Here is a 26,894-nt window from a genome sequence, read left to right as displayed (position 1 = left end):
GCGGGGCCCCCCCCCCCCCGGCCGCCCCCCCCCCCCCCCCCCCGCCCCCCCCCCCCCCCCCCCCCCCCCCCCCCCCCCCCCCCCCCCCCCCCCCGCGACGAGCAGGGGCTGGGCGACGGCGGCGACGAGGCCGTCGGCGTCGGAGAGGGTGCCCGAGGCGAGGCCGGTGCCGTCGGGGCCGATCGTGGTTGCGGCGTCGAGCAGGATCCACTCGCCGGTCGGCGGCCGCTGGAAGGTGACCGTCACCGTCGGGGGGATGAAGAGCCACTCGGTCATCGGCAGCTGGCCCGACAGCCCGTTGGCGGAGTCGGCGACGACCATCGCCCGCTGCTGCGGGGTCGCCTCCTCGCCCTCGACCAGCGGGATCCGCGGCCGCGCCCACACCGTGGCGGGGCCCGGCTCGGCGTACCCACCGGCCACGAATCGCCACTCGACCGAGCGGCCGTAGCCCCAGTCGGGGCTGGTGCCGGGGAAGTAGCGCTGCGGCTGCTCGTCGGGGAGCGGCGGGACGTCACCCGCGGTGACGTGGTCGGTGGTGGTGGCGGGGCCGCGGCGGATCCGCCACGCGGTGGCGCGCACGGCGAGGTCGTCGTCCGCGTAGAGGCTCGCCTCCACCATCTCCACCCGCTTGCCGGGGCGGACGACGGTGGCCTCGGTACGCATGCGTCCCTGCGGGATCCCGCCCAGCATGTCGACGCTGAGGCGCGCGACCGGCATCGCGGTCGGGTCGGAGGCGGTGGCGTCGATCGCCCGCAGCAGCAGCGCGGCCGGGGGGCCGCCGTGCTGGGACGCCGCGTCCCAGGGGCTCTCCGTCGCCGGGGTCGAGTCGAAGAGGCCGGCGTCGGGGTCGACCGGCAGGTAGTACGCCGACGGCTCGGTCATGCCGGGCTCAGTTCCCCGCGACGCCGTATAGCCGGTCCCCGGCGTCCCCGAGGCCGGGGACGATGTAGCCGACCTCGTTGAGCCTCTCGTCCATCGCCGCGGTGACCACCGTGACCGGCACCTCGAGGCCCGCGAGCCCGGCCTCGAGGCGCTCGCAGCCCTCGGGGGCGGCGAGCAGGCAGATCGCGGTGATGTGGTCGGCGCCGCGGTCGACGAGGAAGCGGATCGCCGCCGCCAACGTGCCGCCGGTGGCGAGCATCGGGTCGAGGACGTAGCACTGGCGGCCGGACAGGTCGTCCGGCAGGCGCTCGGCGTACGTCGACGCCTCGAGCGTCTCCTCGTTGCGGACCATCCCGAGGAAGCCGACCTCGGCGGTGGGCAGCAGCCGCATCATGCCGTCGAGCATCCCGAGCCCGGCTCGGAGGATCGGCACGACCAGCGGCTTCTCGGCCAGCCGTACCCCGGCGGCGGGGGAGACGGGGGTGAGGACCTCCACGGTCTGCACGCGCACGTCGCGCGTGGCCTCGTAGGCCAGCAGCGTCACGAGCTCGTCGGCCAGGCGCCGGAAGGTCGGCGAGTCGGTCTCCACGTCGCGCAGCGTGGTGAGCTTGTGCGCGACGAGCGGGTGGTCGACGACGTGGGTCCGCATGCGGGGCAGCGTAGTGGTCGGCGAGACTCGGACGGTGGACAGCAGCACCTGGGACGCCCCGATGCGGGCCGCGCTCGCCGAGGCCGACCTGGCCGCGGCGGTCGGCGACGTCCCCGTCGGCGCGGTCGTGCTCGACGCGTCCGGCGAGGTCCTCGGCCGCGGCCACAACCGGCGGGAGGTCGACGGCGACCCCACCGCCCACGCTGAGGTGCTGGCGCTCCGCGCCGCCGCCCGACGTCGGGGGGAGTGGCGGCTCGCCGGCTGCACCCTGGTCGTGACCCTCGAACCCTGCACGATGTGCGCCGGCGCGGCCGTCCTCGCCCGGGTCGACCGCGTGGTGCTCGGCGCCTGGGACGACAAGGCCGGCGCCGCCGGGTCGCTGTGGGACGTCGTCCGCGACCGTCGCCTCAACCACCGCCCCGAGGTCGTCAGCGGGGTCCTCGCCGACGAGTGCACCGCGGTGCTCGACGCGTTCTTCGCCGAGCGGCGGCGGGACTGACCCGACGCCGGCTGGACGCCGGACGGACGTCGGCGCTAGTCCGGCGCCACCGCCGCGGCGACCGCGCGACGCAGCAGGTCCCGCCGCGCCTCGTGGTCGGTGGGGGGCTCGTCGGCCGTCGCGGCCCACACCCCGCTGACCGGCGACCACGCCATCGACATCGAGATCACCAGGGCCATCACGTCCAGCGGGTCGCCGGCGCGGACCCGGCCCTGCTCCTGGGCCCGGGCGATCGCGGCGAGCTTCTCGGCGTCCACCCGGTCCTGGTCGGCGACGAGGTGGCCCGTCGGCCGCCGCTCGAGACGCTGCCAGGTGGACAGGCGGATGAGGTCGGGGCGCCGCAGGTAGTCGTCGTACAGCCGGACGGCCCAGTCCGCGAGGTCGTCGGCGTCGATCGGGGTCTCGTCCATGATCCGGTGCAGCGAGCCGAAGAAGACCGCGTCGAAGAGCTGGTCCTTGCTGCCGAACCAGGCGTAGAGCTGCGCCTTGTTGGCCTGCGCCGCGGCGGCGATCCGGTCCACCCGGGCGCCGGCGAGGCCGTGCTCGGCGAACTCGGCGAGCGCCGCGTCGAGGATGCGCCGGCGCGTGGCCTCGCCCTTCGGCGTCGGAGCGGGCTCGGCGGTCACGTGGGACAGACTAGCGAACAAACCAGTTGGTTGCTTTTCGGCGGGAACGGTGTCACGCTGCCAGAACAAACCAACCAGTTAGGAAATAGGCCATGCGCAGCACCACCGCCCTGCTCGCCGACCGCCCCGGTGCCGACCTCGCCCCCACGCCGATCGAGCGCCGCGACCTGCGGCCCGACGACGTCGCTGTCCGCGTCACCCACTGCGGCGTCTGCTTCACCGACCTGCACCACCTGCGCAGCACCGACGGCGCGGCCTTCCCGCTCGTGCCGGGCCACGAGTTCGTCGGGGAGGTGGCCGCGGTCGGTCCGGAGGTCACCCGCTTCGCCGTCGGCGATCCGGTGGCGGTCGGCAACATCGTCGACAGCTGCGGTGACTGCCGCTGGTGCCGGGAGGGCCAGGAGCAGTGGTGCGCCGAGGTCGTCCTCACCTACGCGGGCCGTGACCGCCACGACGGGTCACGCACCCTCGGCGGCTACGCGGGGGAGCACGTCGCCCGGGAGCGATTCGTCCACGCACGCCCGGCGAGCCTCGACCCGGCCGGCGTCGCGCCGCTGCTCTGCGCGGGCATCACGGTCTGCGAGCCGCTGCGCACCGAGGGCGTCGGGGCGGGCTCCAGGGTGGGCGTCGTCGGGATCGGCGGGCTCGGCCACCTCGCCGTCCGCCTGGCCGCCGCCCTCGGCGCCGAGGTCACGGCCTTCACCACCTCGGCGGCGAAGGTCGAGGACGCGCGTCGCCTCGGCGCCTCGCGCGTGGTGGTGTCGACGGACGACGAGCAGATGACGGCGGCCGCGAGCAGCCTGGACGTCGTCCTCGACACCGTCGCGGTCGAGCACGACCTGGAGCCCTACCTCGCGTGCGTCGACACCGAGGGCGTCCTCTACCCGGTCGGCTACCTCGGCCGGTTGTCGGTCGACACCATGAGCCTGCTGGGCGGGCGGAAGCGTCTGAGCTCCTCCGGCAGCGGGGGAGTCGACCGCACCTCCGAGCTGCTCGCGTTCTGCGGCGAGCACGGCATCACCGCGGACGTCGAGGTCCTGCCCGCGTCGGAGGTCGCCATCGCGCTCGACCGCCTGGCCCGCAACGACGTCCGCTTCCGCTTCGTCCTCGACACGACCGCCCTCTGACCGGCCGGGTCGGCACGCCAGCGCGGCCGGGGGCCGCGCCCGGCTACCGCCGCACGCGCTGGACAACGGCCTCGGTGACCTCGGCGGTCGACGCGCTGCCGCCGAGGTCGCCGGTGCGGGTCGCGGGGTCCTTCAGGGTCTCGCGGATCGCCTCCATGAGCGCGGACGCCGCCTCGGGGTGGCCGAGGTGGTCGAGCATCATGACCGCCGACCACAGCGTGCCGACGGGGTTCGCGATCCCCTTGCCCGCGATGTCGGGCGCGGAGCCGTGCACGGGCTCGAACATCGACGGGAACTCCCGGGTCGGGTCGATGTTGGCGCTCGGCGCGATGCCGATCGAGCCGGCGACCGCAGCGGTGAGGTCCGAGAGGATGTCGCCGAACAGGTTGGAGCCGACGATGACGTCGAACCGCTCCGGCTCGAGCACCACCTTGGCGGCGAGGGCGTCGATGAGCTCGGCGTCCCAGCGGACATCGGGGTGGCCGGCGGCGACGTCGGCCACCACCTCGTCCCAGAACGGCATCGTGTGGACGATGCCGTTGCTCTTCGTCGCCGACGTCACGTAGCCCGTGCGGCGCTTCGCGAGGTCGAAGGCGTGCTCGGCGATCCGGGACACCCCGACGCGCGTGAAGATCGACTCCTGGACGGCCATCTCGTCGGGGAAACCGCGGTTCATGCGGCCGCCGACCTCGGAGTACTCGCCCTCCACGTTCTCCCGGACGACGACCAGGTCGACACCGCCCGGCTCGGTGCCCGGTCGGGCGCGGCGCAGCGGGGAGTCGACGCCCTCGAAGACGGTCATCGGGCGCTCGTTGACGTACTGGCGGAACGTCCGTCGGATCGGGATCAGCAGCCCCCACAACGACACGTGGTCCGGCACGCCCGGCCACCCGACGGCGCCGAGCAGGATGGCGTCGTACGGCCGCAGGGTGTCGAGGGCGTCGTCCGGCATCATCGCGCCGTGCTCGGCGTAGCGGCGGCACGACCAGTCGAACTCGTCGTAGGCCAGGTCGAGCGAGTGGACCTCGGCGAGGGCGTCGAGGACGGCGCGGGTCGCGTCGACGACCTCCGGCCCGATCCCGTCGCCGCCGATCACGGCGATGCGCTGGGTGCTCATCGCCTCAGCCTCCCAGGCCGAGCAGCGCCACCATCACCGGCAGGAGCACGATGATCAGGATCGCGCCGAGGATGTCGAAGGTGAAGCCGGACCGGATCATCCGCGTGATCGGGACGACGCCCGAGCCGTAGACGATCGCGTTCTGCGGCGTGGAGACCGGCAGCATGAAGCCGAACGACGCCGCGAAGGTGGCGGCCAGGGCCGGGACGAACGGGTTCACGTCCGCGGCCAGCGCGATCGGGATGATGATCGGGACGACGACCGCGGCCGCGGCGGTGTTGGACGTCGTCTCCGAGATGACGATCGCCAGGATCGCGGCGAAGACCGTGATGGCCAGGGCGCTCGTGAGGCCGAGCGCGTCGAAGGACCCCTCGCCGATCGTCAGCGCCAGCCCCGTCGACTCCAGCAGCGAGCCGAAGATGATGCCGGTGCCGAACAGGACGACGGTGCCCCAGTCGATCTTGGCGGCGTCGGACCAGCGCAGCGTGAACTCTCGCTGCTGCCAGTCGGTGGGCAGCAGGAACAGCAGCGCGGCGCCCAGGATGGCGACGACGCCCTCGTCGAGGCGGTCGCCGGTCGCGAGGTAGGCGTCGGAGTCCGTGCCGGCGACGATCCCGACGATGCCGGGCAGGATCCACAGGGTCACGGTGATGACGAAGGCGATGAGGGTGTTCTTCTCCGCCCGGGAGAAGCCGCCAAGCTTGGCCTTCTCGGCCGCGACCCACTCCTCGATGCCCTCCAGGTGCTTGATCTCGGGCTTGTTGACGAGGAACAGCACGACCGCCAGCGCCACGAACATGAGGGCGCAGATCGGCAGCGCGACGATCATCCAGTCGAGGAACGAGATCCGCTCTCCGGTGGCCTCCTCGATGAGCCCACGACCGATGAGGTTGGGGGGTGAGCCGACCGGGGTCAGCAGGCCGCCGACGGACGCGCCGTACGCCAGCATGAGCATCAGGGCGGCGCCCACCCGCAGCCGGAGCGGGTCGAAGTCCTCGGCGACGACGCCCTGCGACTGCATGAGCTTCGCGATCACGGTGAGGATGCCGATCGCGGTCGGCAGCAGCATCGCCACCGTCGCGGTGTTCGAGACGAACGCCGACAGCAGGCAGGTGATCGCCCCGAACGCCAGGATGACCCGGAACGACGACCTGCCGACGCCCGGCAGGTTCAGCACGAACATCGCGAACCGCCGCGCCAGGCCGTGCTTGAGCATCGCCTGGGCCAGGATGAACGCGCCGATGAAGGTGAAGACCGTCGAGGAGCCGAAGGGCGCGAGCGCCTCGTCCGCGGTGGCGATCCCGAGGACGACGATCGCGGCGATGCCGATGAACCCGCCGACCGGGATCGGCACGGGCTCGGTGATCCACAGGACGATCACGCCCAGCAGGACGGCCGCGAGCCCCTGCTGGGTGGCGTCGATGCCGAGCGGCAGGAACCAGAACACCAGCGTCACCGCGGGCGCGAGGAACAGGCCGACCGTGCGCCGGCCCTTCTCGAACGCCTCCTCCCGCGCCGACAGCTGCTGCTCGCCGAGGCTGCGGTAGGTCGCGGAGCTCATGAACGCCTGGTCGACGTCCGTGCGCGTGCCGCCGGCGGAGGGACCGGGATGCTTGCCGAGGTCGGTCATCGCCTCAGTGAAGCGCACTGTGTGTCCCCTGTCACACACCTCTGCGCGCGGGACCACCCTCGGTTTCCGCGCGAGCGGCGGGCTCGGGTAGCGTTCCGCGCGGTGGCGTGTCCGAGCGGCCTAAGGAGAACGCCTCGAAAGCGTTTGTGGGGGCGACCCCACCGAGGGTTCAAATCCCTCCGCCACCGCCGAAGAGGTCAGGACGACGATCCGGACCTGACGTCGACCGCGGTCGACGCAGCACCGCCGGTCGGCCCCGAGCAGGGGCCGGCCGGCGGTGTCGTCGTCCGGCGACGTGGTTCAGGTCGCGACCGCGCGTGATCCCCTGCCGGCCAGCCACGCCACCGCCGGGTAGGCGGTGAGCAGCCCGAGCAGGATCCCGATCTGCATGAGGAACCAGAAGGTCCCCTCGGTCGCGGGCGGCATGAACGCGTTGAAGTGCAGCAGGAGCATCCAGCCGCCCATGCCGACGTCGAAGGCGAGCACCGTGAGCACCGCGGCGACTACCGCGGGCACAGCGACGCGGGACCGGCCCTCCGCCGCCCGCGAGGCCTGCGCGGACCGGGTCAGCGCCAGCTCGTAGACGAGCAGCAGGAGGATCGCGAGGGCCCCGATGACGAGGATCATGACCCAGAGGTCGATCCCCGCGATCGTCAGGCCGGAGGCGATGACCAGCGGCACGCCGACGAGGTGGGCCAGGGCCGAGGCCCCGCCGCCGGGGAGCCCGCCCAGGGCCGCCGGGCCGGCCCCTGCCCGGGCCGCGGTGCTGCTGGGGTCGCGGTAGCGGTGGAAGAGGACGACGGCCGCGGGGCCGAGGTACAGCGCGGAGGTGATCCACACGAGCGCCGTCGCCGGGTGCATGGAGCCGCGCGGCAGCCGGCTGACGGCCCAGCCCAGGTAGGCCGCGCTGACGAGCGAGGCGGCGATGTAGGTCCAGGCGACCGGCGTGAGCCAGTCGGGGACGCGGGAGGTCATGTCCATGGGAGTCCTTCGAGGTCGTGTCAGGTGTGAGGTCGCGGGGTCGGGGCACGGCGGTCGGACGGACGCCACGGGGTGACGTCACGGACCGGTGCGCCCCTCAGCACCTGATGACGGAGAACTGCCAGGCCGGGGGCGGCCCGGTGCCCCTCGGGGACGGGTCGGGCCCGGGACGTCGGACGACGCCGGGTCGGGGCAGGCGCAGGAACCCGGTGCTCCGGGTGAGAGCGGGCCACAGGAGCCACAGGCCGACCGCGACGAGGGCCAGGCACATCACCGCCAGGGTCGCGGCGGGCTCGTGCCCGGCGTGCCCGGCGTGCCCGGCGTGCTCGGCGTGCTCGGCGTGCTCGGCGTGCTCGGCGTGGGCGCCCGTGGGCAGCCCGGCCTCGGCGTGAGCGGCGGGGGGCGGCGCGTCCCCCTCGGGACAGTCGCCGCCGGCGGTGCAGCCGCCCGGGGCGCAGAGCACGACCATGCCGAGCAGGCCGACGAGGACACCGAGGACGACGACGGGGAGGCGGCGGGCCGACCGGTGCCCACCGGCCATCGCGCGAACGGCCCTCACGCCCGCAGTCTACGGCCGGCCGGGGCACCCCGCCGGGGGCAGGCGCCGAGCGCCGGCCGCCGCGCACGCCGTCCTGGCACGCTCGTGACCATGGCTGAGCGCAGGTTCCAGCGGTACGACGAGGGGCCCGACGCGGCGTTCTACGCGGTGCCGCGCTTCGTGACCCACATCGACGACGCGGCGATCGGGGCCGTCGCCGACCTCTACGAAGAGCTGGGCGTCGGCGGCGCCGTCCTCGACCTCATGTCGTCGTGGGTCTCGCACCTGCGGCGGCGGCCCGAGCGGCTGACGGTGCTCGGGATGAACGCCGAGGAGCTCGCCGCCAACCCGATGGCGACGGAGCGGGTGGTCCACGACCTCAACGTCGACCCGACGCTGTCCTTCGCCGACGACTCCTTCGACGCGGTGCTGTGCTGCGTCTCCATCGACTACCTCGTCGACCCGGTGCGGGTCCTCGCCGAGGTCGCGCGGGTGCTGCGCCCGGGGGCGCCGGTGGTCGTCACCTTCTCGAACCGCTGCTTCCCGACCAAGGCCGTCCGCGCCTGGCTGGAGACCGACGACGCCGGCCACTGCGCGCTGGTCGTCGACCACCTCGCCCGTGCGGGCGGGTTCACCCCGGCCCGGGTCGAGCGGCGCACCCCGTCGGGCCGCTACGCCGGCGACCCGCTGTTCTCCGTGGTCGCGGAGAAGGCCTCCGCGACGTAGTCCTCGAACCGCCGCGCCGACCGGCCGGTGACCTCGGCGACGGTGTCGGTGACGACGGCGAACGCGCCCGACCGGACCCGCTCGAAGGTGGCCGTCTCGAGGGCCCGCACGAACTCGTCGGAGGCGCTGACCGCCTCCTCGACGGTCTGGTCCCGGTGCGCGACCGGCCGTCCCAGGGCGGCGGACACCAGCGCGGCGGTCTCCGGCAGCGTGTACGCCGCGGGACCGGTCAGGGTCAGCAGCCGCCCGTCGTACGACGCGTCGAGCAGCGCCACCTCGGCGACCGCGGCGACGTCGCGGGCGTCGATCCACGACAGTGCGCCGTCGCCCGCGGGGTAGGGCAGCTCGCCGTCCTCGACGATCGCGGTGAGGAAGAACCGCGGGTCGGTGAGGACCTGCGAGAACCACCCGGGGCGCAGCGCGACCCAGGGGCGGCCCGAGGTCGCGACGACCTCCTCGACCCGCAGCGACCAGCGGTCGGCGGCCCCGAGGTCCGCGTCGAGGTCGGACAGCAGCACGACGCGCGTGCCGGGAGCGGTGCGGGCGAGCAGGTTGCCGATCAGTGCGGGGGCGTCGGGGCGGTCGGGGCGGACGACGTACACGGCGTCGACGTCGCGCACCGCCGCGTCCCACGGCTCCGGGTCGTCCCAGGAGAACGCCACCGCCTCGACGCCCGGGACCTCGACGCCCGCCGGGTCGCTGCTGCCGCCCCGGACGACGACGTCGTCCCGCGCGGCGAGGGACGTCGCGAGGGGGAGCCCCGTCTTGGCGCGGACGCCGGTGACGAGGACGGTCCGCGGGCCGGTCGTCGCGGTCGTCGCGGTCACGGGAGGATCGCGTCCACGTAGCCGCCGTCGGCGCGGACGGCGCCGCCGGTGGTGGCCGAGGCGAGGTCCGAGGCCAGGTACAGCACGGCGTTCGCGATCTCCTCCGGCTCCAGCAGCCGCTGCACCAGCGACGCCGGCCGGTGCTCCACCATGAACCGGCGCTGGCGCTCGTCCCAGCTCCCGTCGGTGCCGACCATCTCGGCGACGAAGTCCTCCACGCCCGGGGTGTGGGTCGGGCCGGCGACGACCGTGTTGACCGTGACGCCGCTCCCGGCGACCGCCTTCGCGAAGCCGCGGGTCACGCCGAGCAGGGCGGTCTTCGTGACGCCGTAGTGGATCATCTCCGCCGGGATCGCCACGGCGGAGTCGCTGGCGATCGTGATCGCCCGGCCCCAGCCGCGCTCCCGCATGCCGGGCAGGTGGGCCCGCAGCATCCGCACGGCCGACATCACGTTGACCTGGAAGTACCGCTCCCACGTCTCGTCGTCGACCTCGAACGGGTCGAGCTGGCCGAAGACGCCGAGGTTGTTGACGAGGACGTCGACCTGCGGCAGCTGCTCGACGACCGAGGCGGCACCCTCCGTCGTCCCGAGGTCGCCCGCCACCCGCAGCACCTCGGCACCGGGAGCGGCGTCGACCACCGTCGCGGCCGCCGCCTCGAGGGCGTCGGCCCGCCGGCCGTTGAGCGCGACCCGGGCGCCGGCCCGGGCGAGGACGGTGGCGATGGCCAGGCCGATGCCCTGGCTGGAGCCGGTGACGAGCGCCGTGCGGCCGGTGAGATCGATCTGCATGACCGGCCAGCGCGGTACCCGCGGGCGATGTTCCCGACGCTGGTCCGGACGAGCCATTGATTCAGCAAAACGAATCGTGAAACAACCGAGGAGATCGGGCGGGCACCTGCTTACCGTCCTCCCGCACATGGGGTGTTGCGAGGCCCCGCCGGTGCCCATGGGGGCACGGGCGGGGCTTCGTACAGTCGCCGCGGGGGGAACAGGTCCCCGGCGTCGTCCGTTGCCCCGGACATGGCCCAGCAGTGGATCGCCAGCCGTCCCGGGGACCTCGACGTCCTCTCGTTCACCGAGGTGGACACCCCGCCGCCGGGGCCGGGGGAGGTGACGATCGCCGTCCGGGCCGCCGGGATGAACCCCGCCGACTACAAGCACGTCGCCGGCGGCGAGGTGGCCGACTTCCCGAAGCCCGTGGGCTACGAGGTGGCCGGGACGATCACGGCCGTCGGGCCCGACACCGAGATCGTCACCGGAGCCGTCGCCGAGGGCGACGAGGTCCTCGCCTTCCGCATCACCGGCGGGTGGGCGACCGAGGTGACCGTCCCCGCGAAGGACGTCCTGCACCGCCCCGCCGAGATCGGGGTCGAGCAGGCCGCCAACCTCCTGCTCGCCGGCAGCACCGCCGCCGAGATGCTCCACGTGACGGGCGCGAGGTCCGGGGAGACCGTCCTCGTGCACGGCGCCTCCGGCGCGGTCGGCGTCAGCGTGCTGCAGCAGGCGCGCGTCGCCGGCGTCCACGCGATCGGCACGGCGAGCGAGGCCAACCACGACGTCGTCCGCCGCTACGGCGGGGTCCCCGTGACGTACGGCGAGGGGCTCGAGCAGCGCGTCCGCGACGCGGCGGCCGAGCGGGGCTGGGCCGGCGTCGACGCCGCCCTCGACTGCGTCGGCACCGACGAGGCGATCGACGTGTCCCTGGCGCTGGTCGCGAAGGAGCGTCTGGTCACCATCGCGGCGTTCGCCCGCGCGGAGGCCGAGGGGATCCGGGCGATCGCCGGGCGGATGCCCGCCTCGCAGGCCTACCGTGACCGCATCCGGCCCGAGCTCGTGCGACTGGCCCGCGAGGGCCATCTGGAGGTCCCGTTGGCCCGCACCTACCCGTTGGCCGACGCCCTCGAGGCGGCCGCGTTCCTCCGGGGCCAGCACCCCGGCGGGAAGATCGCCCTCCTCCCGTGACGGGTCCGGTGAGTGCTCGCGCCGTGTACGTCGCCGCGCCGACCGGCTGGACCGGCAAGTCCACGGTCGCCCTCGGCGTCGTCGAGGCGCTGTCGCGGCGCGTCGAGCGGGTCGGGGTGTTCCGCCCGGTCGTCCGCGGGGACGGCCGTGGGGGCACGCGCGACTACGTGCTCGACCTCCTCGTCGGCCACGACGCGGTCGGGCTGTCGTACGACGAGTGCGCGGGCGTCGCCTACGAGGACGTCCACGCCGACCCCGCCGCCGCGATGGAACGGATCGTCGAGCGCTTCCACGCCGTCGCCGCGCAGAGCGACGCGGTCGTGGTCGTCGGCAGCGACTTCACCGACGTCGGCAACCCCGCCGAGTTCGCCTTCAACGCCTCCGTCGCCGCCAACCTCGGGGCGCCCGTGCTCCTGACCCTCGGCGCGGCCGGGCTGTCGGCCGCCGAGCTGCACACCCTCGCGACCGTCACCGCCGACGAGCTGCGGGGCCACCACGCGACCCTCCTCGGCGTCGTCGCGAACCGGGTGACCGGCGGGGACGACGGGATGGACCGGGCCCTCGCCGCCGCCCGCGACGCGGTCACGCTCGGCGACGCCCCCGGCTTCGCGCTCCCCGACGAGCCGCTCCTCGGCGCCCCGTCGATGGGCGAGCTGGCGGCCGCGATCGACGGCCGCCTGGTCAGCGGCGACGCGGCGCTGCTCGGCACCGAGGTGACCGGCGTCGTCGTCGCCGCGATGACCCTGCCGCACGTGCTCGACCGGCTCCTCGAGGGCGCCGTCGTCGTCACCCCGGGCGACCGCCCCGAGATCGTGCTCGGCGTGCTGATGGCGCAGCGCTCGGAGGGCTTCCCCCGGTCCTCCGGGATCGTGCTCAACGGTGGCCTCGACCTCCCGCCGCAGGTGGGGCGGCTGCTGGACGGGCTCGGCTCGGCCACCCCGATCGTCGCCACCGACCTCGGCACCCACGCGACCACCTCGGCGCTGAACGACGTCCGCGGCCGCCTGACGCGCGACTCGCCGCGCAAGCTCGCGACCGCGACCGCGCTGTTCGCCGCCCACGTCGACGGCGACGCCCTGCTCGACCGTCTCGAGCTGACCCCGTCCGCGACGGTGACGCCGCTGATGTTCGAGCACCAGCTGCTCGACCGCGCGGGCGCCTCGCTCCAGCGGATCGTGCTGCCGGAGGGGCTCGACGAGCGCGTGCTGCGGGCCGCCGAGGTCGTCGTGCGGCGCGGGGTGGCGCGGCCCGTCCTGCTCGGCGACCCGCGCGCCGTCCGCGCCCGCTCCGCCGAGGTCGGCGTCGACCTGGGCGACGTGGAGGTCGTCGACCCGCACGACCCCGAGCTGGTGGAGCGCTTCGCCGCGCTGTACGCCGAGCGCCGCGCGCACCGCGGCGTCGAGCTCGCCGACGCGCGCGAGCTCGTCGTCGACGTGTCCTACTGCGGCACCCTCATGGTCGAGACCGGCCTCGCCGACGGGATGGTGTCCGGCGCCGCGCACTCCACCGCCTCGACGGTCCGCCCGGCGCTGGAGGTCATCCGCACCCCGCCCGGCGTCTCGACCGTGTCGTCGGTGTTCTTCATGTGCCTGCCCGACCGCGTGCTCGTCTACGGCGACTGCGCGATCAACCCCGACCCCACCGCCACCCAGCTGGCCGACATCGCGCTGTCGTCCGCGGAGACCGCGACCGCGTTCGGGATCGAGCCGCGCGTCGCGATGCTGTCCTACTCCACGGGCACCTCGGGCGCGGGCAGCGACGTCGACAAGGTCGCCGAGGCCACCCGTCTGGTCCGCGAGCGGCGTCCGGACCTGCCCGTCGAGGGCCCCATCCAGTACGACGCCGCCATCGACTCCGCGGTCGCGGCGACGAAGCTGCCCGGCTCCACCGTCGCCGGGCAGGCGACCGTCTTCGTCTTCCCCGACCTCAACACGGGCAACAACACCTACAAGGCGGTCCAGCGCTCCGCCGGGGCCGTCGCGGTCGGCCCGGTGCTCCAGGGGCTGGCGAAGCCGGTGAACGACCTGTCGCGGGGCGCGGACGTGCGCGACATCGTCGGCACCGTGGCCATCACGGCGATCCAGGCGCAGGAGATGGGCGCCTCGTGAGCGCCCCCGTCCTGGTGCTGAACACCGGGTCCTCGTCGCTGAAGTACCGCGTCGTCGACGCCGACGACGGCACCGTCGCCGCCTCCGGTCTCGTCGAGCGGATCGGCGAGCCCGGCAGCCGCGTCGTCCACGCCGTCGACGGCGAGGAGCGCGTCGTCGAGGTCGACGTCGCCGACCACGAGGCCGCCGTCGCGGCTGCGCTGGACGCGTTCGCCGCCCACGGCCCCGACCTCGCCCACCTCGGGCTGGTCGCCGTCGGGCACCGCGTCGTCCACGGCGGCACCCGCTTCTCCGAGCCCGTGCTGGTGGACGACGACCTGGTCGCCGCCGTCCACGGGCTCGCACCGCTCGCGCCCCTGCACAACCCCGCCAACGCGGTCGGTCTCGAGGCCGCGCGGCGGCTCTTCGCCGACCTGCCGCACGTGGCGGTCTTCGACACCGCGTTCCACGCCACGCTCCCCGTGGCCGCCCACACCTACGCCGTCCCCGCGGCGTGGCGGGAGGCCGGGGTGCGTCGCTACGGCTTCCACGGCACCTCCGTCGCGTTCGTCTCCCGCGCGGCCGCCGCGGCCCTGGGCCGACCGATCGAGGAGACGAAGCAGATCGTGCTGCACCTCGGCAACGGCGCCTCGGCGACCGCGGTGGACGGCGGCCGCTCGGTCGAGACCTCCATGGGCCTGACCCCGCTGGAGGGCCTCGTCATGGGTTCGCGCTCCGGCGACCTCGACCCCGCCGTCCTCGGCCACGTGCGCCGCGAGCTCGGCCTCTCCGCGGACGACGTCGACCGGGCGCTCAACGCGTCCTCCGGGCTGCGGGGGCTCGCGGGCGACAACGACGTGCGGGGCGTGGTCGCGGCCGCCGAGGCGGGCAGCGCGGACGCCGAGCTCGCGCTCGACGTCTACTGCCACCGCGTCCGCGCGTACGTCGGCGCCTACCTCGCCGCCCTCGGCGGGCTCGACGCCGTCGTCCTCACCGGCGGGGTGGGGGAGAACGCGGCACCCGTCCGCGCCCGGGCGCTCGCCGGGCTGGCCCACCTCGGCATCGAGGTGGACGCCGGGCGCAACGACGCCGCCCGCGGGCCGTCGTCCGCGACCCGCATCTCGCCGGACGAAGCCGCGGTCGCCGTGCTCGTCGTCCCCACCGACGAGGAGTGGGAGATCGCGCGGCAGACGGTGGAGGTCGTGACTGCGGCGGCTGGTCCTACGGTGGGTCCATGAGCACCCCCGACCAGCACACCGACCAGGGCGGCGACGCCGAGAAGCCCCGCGCCGACGCCACCGGCACCGACGCCACCGGCACCGACCACGAGGACGCCGGCACCAGCGGCGGCAACCCCGTCGCGGGCGTGACCATCTCCGAGGAGGAGGCCGAGCGGGCCGCCACCCCGGACGACAAGCCGCAGGAGGTCGACGGGCCGGAGGCCTCCGCCGGCCACGCCTGATCGGCCGACTCGGCGTCTACGCGGGGCTCGTGCCGCCCACCACCAGCGTGGGCTCGAACCAGCGCGCGGAGGCGTCCTCCTCCGACACGACGAGGTCGCGGATAGCCGCCGCCATCACCTCGACCGGCTGACGCACCGTCGTCAACGACGGGTGCGTCAGCTCGGCGCCCACGCCGTCGAAGCCGGTGACGCGGAAGTCGTCGGGCACGCGGTGCCCGGCGGAGAGCAGGTGCGCCACCGCGCCCGCGGCGATGACGTCCGCGGCGCAGACGAGCGTGCCGGCGGCGGCGCCGTCCCCCAGCAGGCGTGAGGCCGCCTCGCGTCCCCAGGCGGCCGAGAAGTCGCCCAGCAGGCAGTCGACGTCCGCGCCGAACCAGCGGCGGACGGCGTCCAGCCGCTCGTGGGCCGAGGAGCTGTCGGGCACGGCACCGACGTAGGTCACCGGCTGGGCGTCGAGGTCGGCGGCCGCGGCGAGGTGGTCGTGGACGAGGGCGACGCCGTCGCGGTTCGACACCCCGACGTACGACGCCGCCGTGCCCGGGACCCGCCGGTCGAGCTGGACCGTGCGCACCGACGACGCCGCGAGCGCGACCGCCTCGGCACTGCGTTCCTCGTGCACGGGGATGAGCACCAGGGCGTCGACCTGACGCCCGAGGAACGACCGGACGCCGCGCACCTCGGTGGTGATCGAGTCGTCGGCGCTGAAGAGCAGCAGGTCGACCTCGGAGTCGGCGAAGGCGCGGGCCAGGTGCTGGCCGAGCGCGGAGAAGAACGGGTTGCGCAGGTCGGGCAGCACCAGCCCGACGGTGGACGTCGAGGTGCGACGCAGGCCGCGGCCGAGCAGGTTGATCCGGTAGTCGAGACGACCGGCCGCGTCGGTGACGCGCTGCGCCATCGCGGGGTCGACGGCGCGGGTGCCGGAGAGCACCCGCGAGACCGTCGCGGTCGAGACGCCGGCGAGGCGGGCGACGTCCGCCATGGTCGCGGCGCGGGTGCGGGACACGGCTCCGGACCTCCCCATGTGACGGCGCTGTTACGTCTGCAAACGATTTCCGGTTAGACCCTAGACGTGTGACCTGGCTCTCTGCCAGAGTCCGGAACCTCTCGGCAAACGATTTCCGAACTCAGAGGATCCCCCGATGACCCGTCCCTCGACGACCCGCCGTCGCACCACCGCCCTCGCCGCCCTGGCGACCGTCCCCCTGCTGCTCTCCGCGTGCTCGACCGGCAACGAGGAGTCCTCGACCGGCGAGGCGGGCGAGCCCGCCGACGAGTGCGTCATCGGCATGACGCAGATCAACCAGACCGCCGCCTTCTTCACCCAGATGAACGAGGGCGCCCAGGAGGCGGCCGACGAGGCCGGCTGCGAGCTGCAGATCGCCAACGCCAACAACGACGCCGCCAAGCAGAACAGCGACATCGAGAACTTCGTCTCCCAGGGCGTGACCGGCCTGATCGTCGTCGCGATCGACGTCAACGGCGTCCTGCCCGCCGTCGAGCAGGCCACCCAGGCCGGCATCCGCTCGGTCGCCATCGACGCCGAGCTCGAGGACGGCGCCGTCGACACCTTCGTCGGCGTCGACAACGAGGCCGCCGGCACCGAGGCCGGCCAGTGGGTCGTCGACGAGGGCCTCGCCGACGGCGCGTCGTACGGCATCGTCGACGCGCGCAGCTCGTTCATCCAGAACCAGCGCGAGGACTCCTTCCGCACCGTCGTCGACAACGAGGGCGCCACCTTCACCCAGGCCGTCGACGGCGAGAACGTCCAGGAGCAGGCCGCCACCGCGGCGCAGGACCTCGTCACCGCCCAGCCCGACCTCGACTTCGTCTACACCACCGGCGAGCCGGCCACCGTCGGCGCCGTCGCCGCCCTCGACGCGGACGCCGACACGAAGGTCATCGGCTGGGACCTCACCGCCGAGGTCATCGCCGGCATCGACTCCGGCCTCGTCACCGCCGTCGTCCAGCAGGACCCGAAGCAGGAGGGCGTCGAGGCGGTCAACGAGCTCGCCGCGATCCTCGACGGCGAGGAGCCGCAGGGCTTCATCGACGTCCCGATCACCATCGTGACGTCCGAGAACGTCGACCCGTACCGCGAGATCTTCCAGTGACGGACCTCGACAAGCAGAGGGCCTCGGGGCCCGACGCCGGGCCCGACGCCGGGCCCGACACGGGGAGCGGCCGGATCGGTGAGCCCCGCGTCGAGATGCGCGGGATCACCAAGAGCTTCGGCGCCCTCGACGTGCTCCGCGGGGTGGACCTCACGGTCCGCCGCGGGGAGGTCGTCGGCCTCGTCGGCGACAACGGCGCCGGCAAGTCCACCCTCATGAAGATGCTCGCCGGTGCGGTCACCCCCGACCGCGGCGAGATCCGGGTGGACGGCGTGCCGCTCGCGGGCTCCGGCCCGCGGGCGGCCCGCGCGGCCGGGATCGAGATGGTCTACCAGGACCTCGCGCTCTGCAACGACGTCGACGTCGCCGGCAACCTGTTCCTCGGCCGCGAGCTCTACCGCCCGTTCAGCCGGCGGATGGACACCAAGCGGATGCACGAGGAGGCGGCGAAGGACCTCGCCACCCTCCACATCCGCATCACCGACACCCGCCGCATGGTCGGCGCGATGTCGGGCGGTCAGCGTCAGGCCATCGCCATCGCCCGCGCGGTCACCTTCGAGCCGAAGGTGCTGGTGCTCGACGAGCCCACCGCCGCGCTCGCGGCCCGCGAGGTCGAGATGACCCTGCAGCTGATCCGCGACGTCTCCGCCCGCGGCGTGAGCGTCGTCCTGATCACCCACCGCCTCCAGGACCTCTTCGAGGTCGCCGACCGGTTCGTCGTCCTGCACGAGGGCGTGAACCACCGCGAGCTCGCGCCCGCCGAGACCGACCTCGGCGGTCTCGTGACCGCCATGATGGGGAAGTGACCCGATGAGTGCCGACACCGCCGCCGCCCGCGGCACGACCCCCGCCGGAGCGCGCAACCGCAAGGGCGCCCGGCAGGACTTCGTCACCCGCAACTTCGGCGTCCTGTCCATCACCGCCGTGCTCGTCGTGCTGTTCGTGTTCTTCAGCGTGCAGACCGACGCGTTCCTGAGCGCGAACAACCTGGTCAACGTCGCCCGCCAGGTGGCCCCGACCGTGATCGTCGCGACCGCGATGACCTTCGTCATCACCACCGGCAACATCGACCTGTCGGTGGGCTCGATCCTCGGCCTGACCGCCGCGGCGCTGGCGATCTTCGCCGAGTCCGGCAACCCGCTGGTCGCGCTGCTGCTGACGCTCGTCCTGGGCCTCGGCATCGGGCTCGTCAACGGCGCGCTGACCGCCTTCGGGAAGCTGCAGTCCTTCATCGTCACGCTCGCGGCGCTCACCGCCGTCCGCGGCCTGGCGCTGCTCATCACCGACGGCTACTCCACCCCGATCACCTCCGAAGTGCTGCTGCCGATCGGCAACGGCAAGCTCGCCGGGCTCTACACCCCGACGTGGATCGCCGTCCTCGTCGTGGCCCTCGGCTGGTACGTCTTCAACCACACCCGCTTCGGCCGGTACGTCGTCGCCGTCGGCTCCAACGCCGAGTCGCTGCGGCGCGCCGGGGTCGACGTCCGCCGCGTCCAGCTCGCCGTCCTCACCCTCACCGGCCTCGCGGCCGGCCTCGCCGGCGTCATCACCGCCACGCGGCTGGCGAGCGGGTCGTCGAACTCCGGCACGCTGTTCGAGCTCGAGGTCATCACCGCGGTCGTCCTCGGCGGCACCGCGCTGATGGGCGGCAAGGGCTCGATCCTCGGCTCGGCCATCGGCGCGGTGACCCTGGGCGTGATCAGCAACGGGCTCGTGCTGCTGCGGGTCGACGTCTACTGGGTGCCGATCACCCAGGGCCTCATCCTCATCGTCGCGATCCTGCTCAACGCCAAGCTGTTCGGGCGCATCTCCGGGCAGAAGGGCTAGGCCGTGCCCGACGAGACCGCCACCGTGCAGACGGTGACGGGGCCGGTCCCTGCCGACGACCTCGGTGTCGTCCTCACCCACGAGCACCTGCTCAACGACGTGTCGTCGTGGTGGACCCCCACCACGGCGCGCGGCGTCGAGCCCGAGGTGTTCGCGGAGGCCCCGGTCAGCGAGGACCTGCTCTGGGAGCTGCGTCAGGACCCGTTCGGCAACCGCCACAACCTGGCGCTGGACGACGTCGACGTGGCCTGCGCCGAGCTCGCCCGGTACGCCGACCTCGGCGGCACCACGGTCGTCGAGACCACCGGCTTCGGCATCGGGCGCGACCTCGCGGGGCTGCGGACGATCTCCGAGCGGACCGGCGTGCTGGTCGTCGCCGGCACCGGCTTCTACCTGGAGTCGTCGCACCCGGTCGACGTCGTCGCGCTCGGCGTGGACGGCGTCACCGCGCGGCTGCTCGACGACCTGCGCGACGGCGAGGACGGCGTCCGCCCCGGCATCATCGGCGAGATCGGCGTCTCCGCGGACTTCACCGACGCCGAGCGCACCAGCCTGCGCGGCGCGATGGCGGCGCAGGCCGAGACCCACCTGCCCGTCCAGGTGCACCTGCCCGGCTGGTTCCGCCTCGCCCACGACGTCCTCGACGTCGCCGACGAGATGGGCGCCGACGTCGACAAGGTCGTGCTGTGCCACATGGGCCCGTCCGGCGCCGACGCCGACTACCAGCGCTCCGTCGCCGACCGCGGGGCGTGGGTGCAGTACGACATGCTCGGCATGGAGGTCTTCTACGCCGACCAGGGCGTGCAGTGCCCCTCCGACGACGACAACGCCCGCCACCTCGCCGCCCTCGTGCGCGACGGGTACGGCGAGAAGCTCCTGCTCAGCCAGGACGTGTTCGTGAAGTCGCTCTACCGCCGTCACGGCGGGCCGGGCTACGGCCACGTCCTGCAGTACTTCGCGCCCCGCCTCGAGCGGCACGGGCTCACCCCCGACGAGGTGCGTTCCCTGATGACCGACAACCCCCGCCGCCTGTTCGGCGGCGCACCCCACCTGAATGAGGAGACACCGTGACCCGCGTCCTGCTGGCCGGCGAGAGCTGGATCTCGACCGCGACCCACGTGAAGGGCTTCGACGAGTTCTCGTCGACCACGTTCCACACCGGCGCGGACGCCTTCATCGCCGCCGCGGCGAGCGAGGGCATCGAGATCGAGCAGATGTACGCCCACGACGTGCCGGGGAAGTTCCCGCGCACGGTCGAGGCGCTGTCGGCGTACGACGTCGTCATCCTGTCCGACATCGGCGCCAACAGCTTCGTGCTGCCGCCCGAGGTGTTCCTCGAGGGCAAGCGCGTCGACAACCCCCTGCTGGCCCTGGCCGAGTGGACCCGTGGCGGCGGCGGGCTGATGATGGCCGGCGGCTACCTCAGCTTCACCGGCTTCCAGGCCCGCGCGAACTTCCAGCGGACCGCCGTCGCCGACGTGCTGCCCGTGACGATGCTCGAGTCCGACGACCGCGTCGAGGCGCCGCAGGGCGCCCCCGTCGCCGTCACCCTGCCGGACCACGCCGCCGCCGCCGGCTGGGGCTCGCTCGTCGCCTCCGCGCCGACGCTGCTGGGCTACAACGTCGTCCACGCCCGCGAGGACGCCGAGGTCGTGGCCACCGTCGGGGACGACGTCCTCGTCGCCACCCGCGAGGTCGGCGCGGGCCGCTCGCTGGTGTGGACCTCCGACATCGGCCCCCACTGGTGCCCCGAGGACTTCCTCGCGTGGGACGGCTTCGCCCCGCTCGTCGGCGCGATGCTGCGCTGGCTGGCCGACCGATGAGCGAGCCGCTCGACATCCTGCTCGACTGCGACCCCGGGCACGACGACGCCGTCGCGATCCTGCTGGCGCTCGGCTCGCCCGGCGTGCGGCTGCTCGGGATCACGACGTGCTTCGGCAACTGCGCCGTCGAGGACGCCACCCGCAACGCCCAGCGCGTGCTCGCGCTGGCGGGGCGGGAGGACGTGCCCGTCGCGGTCGGCGCCGCGGGACCCATGCGCGGCGAGCTCGCGCTCGGCAACTACGTGCACGGCGTCACCGGCCTCGACGGACCCGAGCTGCCGGAGCCGACCGTGCCGCCGTCCGCCGAGACCGCCGTGGCGTTCCTCTACCGCACCCTGACCGGGGCGCCGGAGCCCGTGACGGTCGTCGTGACGGGACCGATGACCAACCTGGGCGTGCTGCTGACCTCGGAGCCCGGGATCGCCGCGAAGATCAGCGAGATCATCTTCATGGGCGGCTCCACCGAGCGCGGCAACCACACGCCGACCGCGGAGTTCAACACCTACGCCGACCCCGAGGCGCTCGACGTCGTCCTCCGCTCCGGCGTGCCGGTGCGGATGGTCGGGCTCAACCTCACCCACCAGGCGCTGGCGACGCAGGCCGTCGTCGACCGCATGGCGGCGATGCCGCACACCGTCGGGCGCACGTGTGCCGCCTGGATGGGCTTCTTCGGCGACTCCTACGAGCGGATCTGGGAGTTCTCGGCCCCGCCCGTCCACGACCCGTGCACCATCGCCGCGCTGCTCGACCCCGACGTCATCCGGTGGCGCGAGTCGTTCGTGGCCGTCGAGCTCGACGGGCGCTGGACCCGCGGCACCACCGTCGTCGACCTCTACGACCGCTACCCCGACGAGCAGCCCAACGCCTCGGTCGCGCTCGAGCTGGACGCCGACCGCTACTGGGACCTCGTGCTCGCCGCGCTCGACCGGCTGGGCGGGACGACGTGAGCTCCGCGCGGTCCGGCCTGGTCTGCGTCGTCGGCTCCCTCAACGACGACACCACGCTGCGCGTCGAGGCGCTGCCCGCCCCGGGCGAGACGACGCTGACCACGGGGCCCCGCCTGTCGTCCCCGGGTGGCAAGGGCGCGAACCAGGCCGCCGCGGCCGCCGTCCTCGGGGCCGACCTGGGGTGCCGCGTCGCCATGGTCGGCGCCGTCGGGGACGACGAGCCGGGGGAGCGGTCGCTGGCCGCGCTCACCGCGGCGGGCGTGGACGTGTCGCGGGTGGCCCGTCGGGCCGACGACGGGACGGGCATCGCCGTCATCACCGTCGACGCCGCCGGTGAGAACACGATCGTGGTCGACGCCGGCGCGAACGACACCGTCGCTGCCGAGGAGGCCGCGTCCGCGGTCGCCGACCTCGCGCCCGCGGTCGTCGTCCTGCAGCTCGAGGTGCCGGTGCCCGCGGTGGCCGCCGCGGCGCGTGCGGCCACCGGCGGGGGTCTTGTCGTCCTCAACCCGGCGCCGATGCCGGCGGACGCCGGAGGAGTCCGCGAGCTGCTCGGCGCGGTCGACGTCCTCGTCCCGAACCGGGGTGAGCTCGGCCGTCTCGCCGGGCGCCCCGAGCCCACCTCGGCCGCCGAGGTGACCGACTGCGTCGCCGCCCTGGACTTCGCCGGCTCCGTCGTCGTCACCCTCGGCGCCGACGGCGCCCTGTGCTTCGAGAAGGGCGTCGAGAGGGGTGCCGACCCGGTCGCCGTCGACGGCGAGCGCGTCGACACCGTGGACGCCAGCGGCGCCGGCGACGTGTTCTGCGGCTGCCTCGCCGCCGGCCTCGCGGCCGGGGAGCCGCTCGTCGACGCCGTCCGCCGCGCCAACGCCGCCGCCGCGGCGAGCACCACCCACCACGGCGCCCGTCTGACCGTCTGACCGTCTGGCCAGGACCGCCGGCTCGGCGGACGTGGGCGCAGGACCAGGGTCGAGTCGGCACGTCTGCGCAGCTCAGAGGCCTCGAGTCGGCACGTCTGCGCAGCTCAGAGGGCTCGAGTCGGCACGTCTGCGCAGCTCAGAGGGCTCGAGTCGGCACGTCTGCGCGGCTCAGAGGGCTCGAGTCGGCACGTCTGCGCAGCTCCCGTGGCCCTCGACGGGCTCGACCGGCTGGGGCCGAGGCCGCATGGCCTCCGGCCCCACCTGCGCAGATGTGCCGACTCGACCCTCGGTAGGTGCGCAGATGTGCCGACTCGACCCCCTGTGCGTGCGCAGATGTGCCGACTCGACCTCAGGTCGTGGCGGGTGGGAGCCCGTCCGCGGCGAGGAGGTGGAGGGCGGCGCCGGTGGCGAGGACGGCCGGGTCGAAGACCGCGTCGGCGGCGTGGTTGAAACCGGTGCGGCCACCCACCTGGGCGCCGAGGTAGACCATCGCGCCGCCGAAGCGGTGCAGGAAGTAGGCGAAGTCCTCGATGACCATCGACGGGTCCGCCATGTCGCGGACGTCGGCGCGGTCGCCGATCGCCGCGCGCACCCGCTCGACGTACGCCGCGTCGTTGACGACGGCGGGGTAGCCCTCGGTCACCGTCACGTCGGCCTCGACGCCCACGTCGGCGGCGGTCGAGGTGGCGAGGCGGTCGAGGGTCTCGAGGAGGGCGTCGCGCTTGTCGGCGGACAGGGTCCGCAGCGTGCCCCGCACGCGACCGTCGGTCGGGATGACGTTCACGGTGTTGCCGATGAGCGACTCGGTCACGGTGGCGACGAGGTGCTCGTCGGCGGCGAGCTCGGCGACGGCGTCGCGCAGGTGGGTGACCAGCTCGGCGGCCGCGACCACCGGGTTGCCGGCGAGGTGCGGCTGGCTGGCGTGGGCGCCGGGGCCGCGGTAGTCGACGCGGAACCAGTCGCCGTACGCCATGAACGTGCCGGGCCGCAGGTGCACGCTGTGCGCGGGCCAGGTCGCGTGGACGTGGATCGCGAACGCCTCGGCCGCCTCGTCCGCGAGACCGGTCAGCGCCGCGTGCGACTCCAGCGTCGGGACGGCGCCCCGGTCGGTCTCCTCGCCCGGCTGGAACACCAGGACGACGGGCCGCGCGGGCGGGTGCTCGACGAGCGCCCTCGCCGCACCGAGCAGCATCGCCATGTGCAGGTCGTGGCCGCAGGCGTGCATCGCGCCGTCGCGCTGCGAGGGGTGCTCGACGCCGCTGCGCTCGACGACGGGCAGCGCGTCCATGTCGGCGCGCAGCACGACCGTCGGCTCGTCGGTGGGGGCCGCGGGCGGGATCGCGACCGTGACGCCGGCGCGGGGGTGCACCTCGGGCTCGAGCCCCAGGCCGCGGAGCACGTCGGCGACGTAGGCGTGGGTGTCGGGCAGCTCGAGCCCGACCTCCGGCTGCTGGTGCAGGGTGCGCTGGTGGTCGGCCATCCAGTCCTGCAGCGCCGCCGCCTGGCTCCACCGGTCGCTCATGGCCCGACGTTATCGGCACCCTTGGCTACGTTGTCGAGGTGACGCACTACGACCTGGTCATCGTCGGCGCCGGCTCGGGGAACATGATCGCGGGCCACGACTTCTCGCACCTCCGCGTCGCGATCGTGGACCGGGGGCCCTTCGGCGGCACCTGTCTGAACCGGGGCTGCATCCCGTCGAAGATGTACCTCCACACCGCCGAGGTCGCCCACAGCGCCGCGACCGGGGCACGCTTCGACCTCGCCACGTCGTACGACGGCGCCGACTGGCCGGCGATCCGTGAACGGATCATGGGCCGCGTCGACGAGAACGCCGAGAGCGGGCGTGAGGGCCAGTCCGAGAAGGACTGGGTCGACGTCGTCGTGGGCGAGGCCCACTTCACGGGTCCGCGGCAGCTCGTCGTCCACCTCGCGGACGGCGGGGAGACCGAGCTCACCGCCGACCAGGTCGTCATCGCGACCGGCACCCGTCCGACGATCCCGCCGATCGACGGCCTGGACGACCTCTCCGAGTCCGACCGTCGCCGCGTGCACACGAGCGACTCCGTGATGCGGCTGAGCGACCTGCCCGCGTCGATGGCCGTCATCGGCGGCGGGTACGTCGGCTCCGAGCTGGCCCACGTCTTCGCCTCGCTCGGCACGGCCGTCACCCAGGTCGAGTCCGAGGACGTGCTGCTCGCCAGCCAGGACCGCGAGGTCGCCGAGGTCTTCACCCGCGAGGTCGCCGAGCGGTACGACGTCCGCTGCGGCGCGAAGGTCGTGAGGGTCGAGCCCGCCGAGGGCGACGGTCTGCTCCTGACCCTGGACGACGACTCGACCCTGACCGTCGAGTGCCTCCTGCTCGCCGTCGGTCGCCGCGCCAACTCCGACGTCCTCGCCGTCGAGAAGGCGGGCGTCGACACGTACGACGACGGGCGGGTGAAGGTCGACGACCAGCAGCGCACCAGTGCCGAGGGCGTGTTCGCGCTGGGCGACGCCAGCACCGGCCACCCGCTCAAGCACGTCGCGAACCACGAGGCGCGCGTCGTCCGGCACAACCTGCTGAACCCCGACGACCTGCAGTCGGTGGACCACCGGTTCGTCCCGCAGGCCGTCTTCGCCTCCCCGCAGGTCGCCTCCGTCGGCCTGACCGAGGCGGCGGCCCGCGACGAGGGGATCGACCTCGCCGTCGGCCGCACCGAGTACGCCGACACCGCCCACGGCTGGGCCTACGAGGAGGACGACAGGAACGGCCCGGCCACCGGCCACGTGGTCAAGCTCCTCGCCGACCGGGCCACCGGACTGCTCGTCGGCGCGCACCTGGTCGGCCCGCAGGCGTCCGTGCTGATCCAGCCGCTGCTGACCGCGATGGCCCACGACCTTCCCGTCAAGGGCCTCGCGCGCTCGCAGTACTGGATCCACCCCGCCCTCACCGAGGTCGTCGAGGGCGCCCTGCTCGACCTGGAGCGCGCGCTGCGCCACTGACCCTCCGACCGGGGCCGGACGTCCGTCGGGAGCACGACGGTACGTCACGTCATCGGACGTCGATCTCCTCACACGTGGTGGAGCGGCCCGAGGGCCTCAGCGGGACGAGGTCGGCGTCGCCCGGCTGGTCGCCTCCCGTCGTGCGCGGAGACTGTCCCGCCCCGGGCGGGGGCGAACCAGCCGCGCCGGGTGCGGCGCTCCGGCCCGGGTACGGGGCCCCATGAGTCAGGACGAGACCCCCTTCCCGCCCCAGCAGCAGGACCACCCCGGCACCACCGGTGCGATGCAGCCGCGGCCCGACCACGGCGAGGACAGCTACGTGGGCCACGACCGGCTCTCCGGCAAGGTCGCGCTGGTCACCGGCGGCGACTCGGGCATCGGACGCGCCGTCGTCATCGCCTACGCCCGCGAGGGCGCGGACGTCGCGTTCACCCACCTGCCCGAGGAGTCGCAGGACGCGGCCGAGGTCGCCGACCTCGTCCGGGCGGAGGGCCGCCAGGTGCTCGCCCTCGAGACCGACCTGCGTGACCGCGACGCCTGCGACCGCATCGTCGCCGACACCGTCGAGGCCTTCGGCGGCGTCGACGTGCTCGTCAACAACGCCGGCTACCAGTGGGCCCGCGACGACGACCTGCTCGAGTTCACCGACGAGCGCATCGACTCGACGTTCAAGGTCAACCTGTACGCCCTGCTCTGGACCGTCCGCGCCGCGCTGCCGCACCTGCGGGAGCGCAGCGGCTGCATCGTGAACTGCAGCTCGATCCAGGCCTACGAGCCGTCCAGCGCGCTGCTGGACTACGCCGCCACGAAGGCCGCCATCAACAACCTCACGGTCAACCTGGCGGCGCAGCTCGGCGCGGACGGGATCCGCGTGAACGCCGTCGCGCCCGGCCCGATCTGGGCGCCGCTGCAGCCCGCGACGCAGCACGAGGAGAAGGTCGCCAACCTCGGCGCCGACACCCCGCTGGGTCGCGCCGGTCAGCCCGCGGAGGTGGCGCCCGCGTTCGTGTTCCTCGCCTCCGAGGCGGACGCGTCGTACGTGTCGGGGACCGTGCTCGGCGTCACCGGCGGCAAGTCGGTCTTCTGAGGTCCCGGCCGGCGGGTGCCTCCGCGGTACGGGGGGGGCCGCACGGGCCCGCCTACCCCCACGCCCCGCGGTGGCCCAC

Annotated in this window: 27 protein-coding genes and 1 tRNA gene; 17 read left to right on the top strand and 11 right to left on the bottom strand. The window is 74.1% G+C overall.

The genetic code is table 11. The annotated features are described in order from the left end of the window. Both MJ876_RS19730 and upp read right to left on the bottom strand, forming a co-directional pair. The coding region (locus MJ876_RS19730) for a thioesterase family protein (protein ID WP_240239012.1) at positions 1 to 882 on the bottom strand (882 nt) is incomplete at its 3' end. A 7-nt stretch (positions 883 to 889) separates the two neighbouring features. After that, positions 890 to 1,531, bottom strand: a complete 642-nt coding sequence (gene upp / locus MJ876_RS19725; protein WP_240234467.1) for a uracil phosphoribosyltransferase — start codon at positions 1,529 to 1,531, stop codon at positions 890 to 892. A 61-nt stretch (positions 1,532 to 1,592) separates the two neighbouring features. Between upp and tadA the strand changes: the two genes are divergently transcribed. Beyond that, positions 1,593 to 2,030 carry a tRNA adenosine(34) deaminase TadA gene (tadA, locus tag MJ876_RS19720; RefSeq protein WP_240234861.1) on the top strand — a complete coding sequence of 146 codons (438 nt, stop codon included), beginning with the start codon at positions 1,593 to 1,595 and terminating at the stop codon, positions 2,028 to 2,030. Positions 2,031 to 2,065: 35 nt separating this feature from the next. On the opposite strand, the gene MJ876_RS19715 is transcribed toward tadA, so the two are convergent. Beyond that, positions 2,066 to 2,656 (bottom strand): TetR family transcriptional regulator, encoded by a 591-nt coding sequence (locus MJ876_RS19715; protein WP_240234466.1) that lies wholly within the window; start codon positions 2,654 to 2,656, stop codon positions 2,066 to 2,068. 92 nt (positions 2,657 to 2,748) lie between these two features. Here MJ876_RS19715 and MJ876_RS19710 point away from each other — a divergent pair, with 92 nt between their 5' ends. Beyond that, positions 2,749 to 3,783, top strand: coding sequence for an NAD(P)-dependent alcohol dehydrogenase (locus MJ876_RS19710; RefSeq protein WP_240234465.1), 1,035 nt, complete (start codon positions 2,749 to 2,751; stop codon positions 3,781 to 3,783). A 43-nt stretch (positions 3,784 to 3,826) separates the two neighbouring features. Here MJ876_RS19710 and MJ876_RS19705 read toward each other — a convergent pair whose 3' ends face one another. After that, positions 3,827 to 4,900 (bottom strand): tartrate dehydrogenase, encoded by a 1,074-nt coding sequence (locus tag MJ876_RS19705; protein WP_240234464.1) that lies wholly within the window; start codon positions 4,898 to 4,900, stop codon positions 3,827 to 3,829. A gap of 4 nt (positions 4,901 to 4,904) precedes the next feature. Next, the gene (locus MJ876_RS19700; protein WP_240234463.1) at positions 4,905 to 6,530 is read right to left on the bottom strand and encodes a DASS family sodium-coupled anion symporter; all 1,626 of its coding nucleotides are present in this window, start codon (positions 6,528 to 6,530) and stop codon (positions 4,905 to 4,907) included. A 101-nt stretch (positions 6,531 to 6,631) separates the two neighbouring features. On the opposite strand from MJ876_RS19700, the gene MJ876_RS19695 reads away from it, so the two are divergent. Beyond that, positions 6,632 to 6,718, top strand: a tRNA-Ser gene (locus tag MJ876_RS19695). 112 nt (positions 6,719 to 6,830) lie between these two features. Here MJ876_RS19695 and MJ876_RS19690 read toward each other — a convergent pair. Then, positions 6,831 to 7,505 (bottom strand): DUF4396 domain-containing protein, encoded by a 675-nt coding sequence (locus tag MJ876_RS19690; RefSeq protein ID WP_240234462.1) that lies wholly within the window; start codon positions 7,503 to 7,505, stop codon positions 6,831 to 6,833. Between the two features lie 103 nt (positions 7,506 to 7,608). Continuing rightward, positions 7,609 to 8,070 carry a hypothetical protein gene (locus tag MJ876_RS19685; RefSeq protein ID WP_240234461.1) on the bottom strand — a complete coding sequence of 154 codons (462 nt, stop codon included), beginning with the start codon at positions 8,068 to 8,070 and terminating at the stop codon, positions 7,609 to 7,611. Between the two features lie 90 nt (positions 8,071 to 8,160). Between MJ876_RS19685 and MJ876_RS19680 the strand changes: the two genes are divergently transcribed. Next, positions 8,161 to 8,775: a class I SAM-dependent methyltransferase gene (locus tag MJ876_RS19680; RefSeq protein WP_240234460.1), complete on the top strand. Its 615-nt coding sequence runs from the start codon at positions 8,161 to 8,163 to the stop codon at positions 8,773 to 8,775. Here the strand turns inward: MJ876_RS19680 and MJ876_RS19675 are convergent. Beyond that, complete coding sequence (locus MJ876_RS19675; protein ID WP_240234459.1) at positions 8,721 to 9,602, bottom strand: NAD(P)H-binding protein; 882 nt, start codon at positions 9,600 to 9,602, stop codon at positions 8,721 to 8,723. The genes MJ876_RS19680 and MJ876_RS19675 overlap by 55 nt on opposite strands. Beyond that, positions 9,599 to 10,393, bottom strand: coding sequence for an SDR family NAD(P)-dependent oxidoreductase (locus MJ876_RS19670; protein ID WP_240234458.1), 795 nt, complete (start codon positions 10,391 to 10,393; stop codon positions 9,599 to 9,601). The genes MJ876_RS19675 and MJ876_RS19670 overlap by 4 nt, the downstream gene beginning before the upstream one ends. A gap of 231 nt (positions 10,394 to 10,624) precedes the next feature. Between MJ876_RS19670 and MJ876_RS19665 the strand changes: the two genes are divergently transcribed. The 4 genes from MJ876_RS19665 to MJ876_RS19650 are packed head-to-tail and all read left to right on the top strand — an operon-like array spanning position 10,625 to position 15,115. Continuing rightward, positions 10,625 to 11,566 carry an NADP-dependent oxidoreductase gene (locus MJ876_RS19665; RefSeq protein WP_240234457.1) on the top strand — a complete coding sequence of 314 codons (942 nt, stop codon included), beginning with the start codon at positions 10,625 to 10,627 and terminating at the stop codon, positions 11,564 to 11,566. An 8-nt stretch (positions 11,567 to 11,574) separates the two neighbouring features. Then, entirely contained in the window at positions 11,575 to 13,674 is a 2,100-nt protein-coding gene (pta, locus tag MJ876_RS19660; protein ID WP_240234456.1) for a phosphate acetyltransferase, read from the top strand. After that, positions 13,671 to 14,891 (top strand): acetate kinase, encoded by a 1,221-nt coding sequence (locus tag MJ876_RS19655; RefSeq protein ID WP_240234455.1) that lies wholly within the window; start codon positions 13,671 to 13,673, stop codon positions 14,889 to 14,891. The genes pta and MJ876_RS19655 overlap by 4 nt, the downstream gene beginning before the upstream one ends. Continuing rightward, on the top strand, positions 14,888 to 15,115 hold the full coding sequence (locus tag MJ876_RS19650; protein WP_240234454.1) for a hypothetical protein: 228 nt from the start codon (positions 14,888 to 14,890) through the stop codon (positions 15,113 to 15,115). The genes MJ876_RS19655 and MJ876_RS19650 overlap by 4 nt, the downstream gene beginning before the upstream one ends. A gap of 16 nt (positions 15,116 to 15,131) precedes the next feature. Here MJ876_RS19650 and MJ876_RS19645 read toward each other — a convergent pair whose 3' ends face one another. Then, positions 15,132 to 16,118, bottom strand: a complete 987-nt coding sequence (locus tag MJ876_RS19645; protein ID WP_240234453.1) for a LacI family DNA-binding transcriptional regulator — start codon at positions 16,116 to 16,118, stop codon at positions 15,132 to 15,134. A 136-nt stretch (positions 16,119 to 16,254) separates the two neighbouring features. On the opposite strand from MJ876_RS19645, the gene MJ876_RS19640 reads away from it, so the two are divergent. From MJ876_RS19640 to MJ876_RS19610, 7 genes are read left to right on the top strand one after another with little or no spacing between them, the layout of a single operon-like run. Next, positions 16,255 to 17,226 carry a substrate-binding domain-containing protein gene (locus tag MJ876_RS19640; RefSeq protein WP_240234452.1) on the top strand — a complete coding sequence of 324 codons (972 nt, stop codon included), beginning with the start codon at positions 16,255 to 16,257 and terminating at the stop codon, positions 17,224 to 17,226. Continuing rightward, entirely contained in the window at positions 17,223 to 18,032 is an 810-nt protein-coding gene (locus MJ876_RS19635; protein ID WP_240234451.1) for an ATP-binding cassette domain-containing protein, read from the top strand. Before MJ876_RS19640 ends, MJ876_RS19635 begins: the two co-directional genes overlap by 4 nt. Positions 18,033 to 18,036: 4 nt before the next feature. Further along, positions 18,037 to 19,053 carry an ABC transporter permease gene (locus MJ876_RS19630; RefSeq protein WP_240234450.1) on the top strand — a complete coding sequence of 339 codons (1,017 nt, stop codon included), beginning with the start codon at positions 18,037 to 18,039 and terminating at the stop codon, positions 19,051 to 19,053. Between the two features lie 3 nt (positions 19,054 to 19,056). Next, a complete protein-coding gene (locus MJ876_RS19625; RefSeq protein WP_240234449.1) occupies positions 19,057 to 20,124 on the top strand; it encodes a phosphotriesterase in 1,068 nt (355 codons plus the stop codon). Further along, the gene (locus MJ876_RS19620; protein WP_240234448.1) at positions 20,121 to 20,876 is read left to right on the top strand and encodes a glutamine amidotransferase; all 756 of its coding nucleotides are present in this window, start codon (positions 20,121 to 20,123) and stop codon (positions 20,874 to 20,876) included. The genes MJ876_RS19625 and MJ876_RS19620 overlap by 4 nt, the downstream gene beginning before the upstream one ends. Continuing rightward, positions 20,873 to 21,823 carry a nucleoside hydrolase gene (locus tag MJ876_RS19615; protein WP_240234447.1) on the top strand — a complete coding sequence of 317 codons (951 nt, stop codon included), beginning with the start codon at positions 20,873 to 20,875 and terminating at the stop codon, positions 21,821 to 21,823. Before MJ876_RS19620 ends, MJ876_RS19615 begins: the two co-directional genes overlap by 4 nt. Further along, positions 21,820 to 22,743: a PfkB family carbohydrate kinase gene (locus MJ876_RS19610; protein WP_240234446.1), complete on the top strand. Its 924-nt coding sequence runs from the start codon at positions 21,820 to 21,822 to the stop codon at positions 22,741 to 22,743. The genes MJ876_RS19615 and MJ876_RS19610 overlap by 4 nt, the downstream gene beginning before the upstream one ends. A 349-nt stretch (positions 22,744 to 23,092) precedes the next feature. Here MJ876_RS19610 and MJ876_RS19605 read toward each other — a convergent pair whose 3' ends face one another. After that, positions 23,093 to 24,265: a M20 family metallopeptidase gene (locus MJ876_RS19605; RefSeq protein WP_240234445.1), complete on the bottom strand. Its 1,173-nt coding sequence runs from the start codon at positions 24,263 to 24,265 to the stop codon at positions 23,093 to 23,095. A gap of 38 nt (positions 24,266 to 24,303) precedes the next feature. On the opposite strand from MJ876_RS19605, the gene MJ876_RS19600 reads away from it, so the two are divergent. Both MJ876_RS19600 and MJ876_RS19595 read left to right on the top strand, forming a co-directional pair. Continuing rightward, positions 24,304 to 25,728 (top strand): mycothione reductase, encoded by a 1,425-nt coding sequence (locus tag MJ876_RS19600; RefSeq protein ID WP_240234444.1) that lies wholly within the window; start codon positions 24,304 to 24,306, stop codon positions 25,726 to 25,728. A gap of 220 nt (positions 25,729 to 25,948) precedes the next feature. Further along, positions 25,949 to 26,815 carry a glucose 1-dehydrogenase gene (locus MJ876_RS19595; RefSeq protein WP_240234443.1) on the top strand — a complete coding sequence of 289 codons (867 nt, stop codon included), beginning with the start codon at positions 25,949 to 25,951 and terminating at the stop codon, positions 26,813 to 26,815. The last annotated feature ends 79 nt before the right edge of the window (positions 26,816 to 26,894 follow it).

Origin of the sequence: Nocardioides sp. CFH 31398 (genome assembly GCF_022436705.1) — a bacterium.
GTDB lineage: Bacteria > Actinomycetota > Actinomycetes > Propionibacteriales > Nocardioidaceae > Nocardioides.
This window is presented reverse-complemented; position numbering and strand designations above follow the sequence as displayed.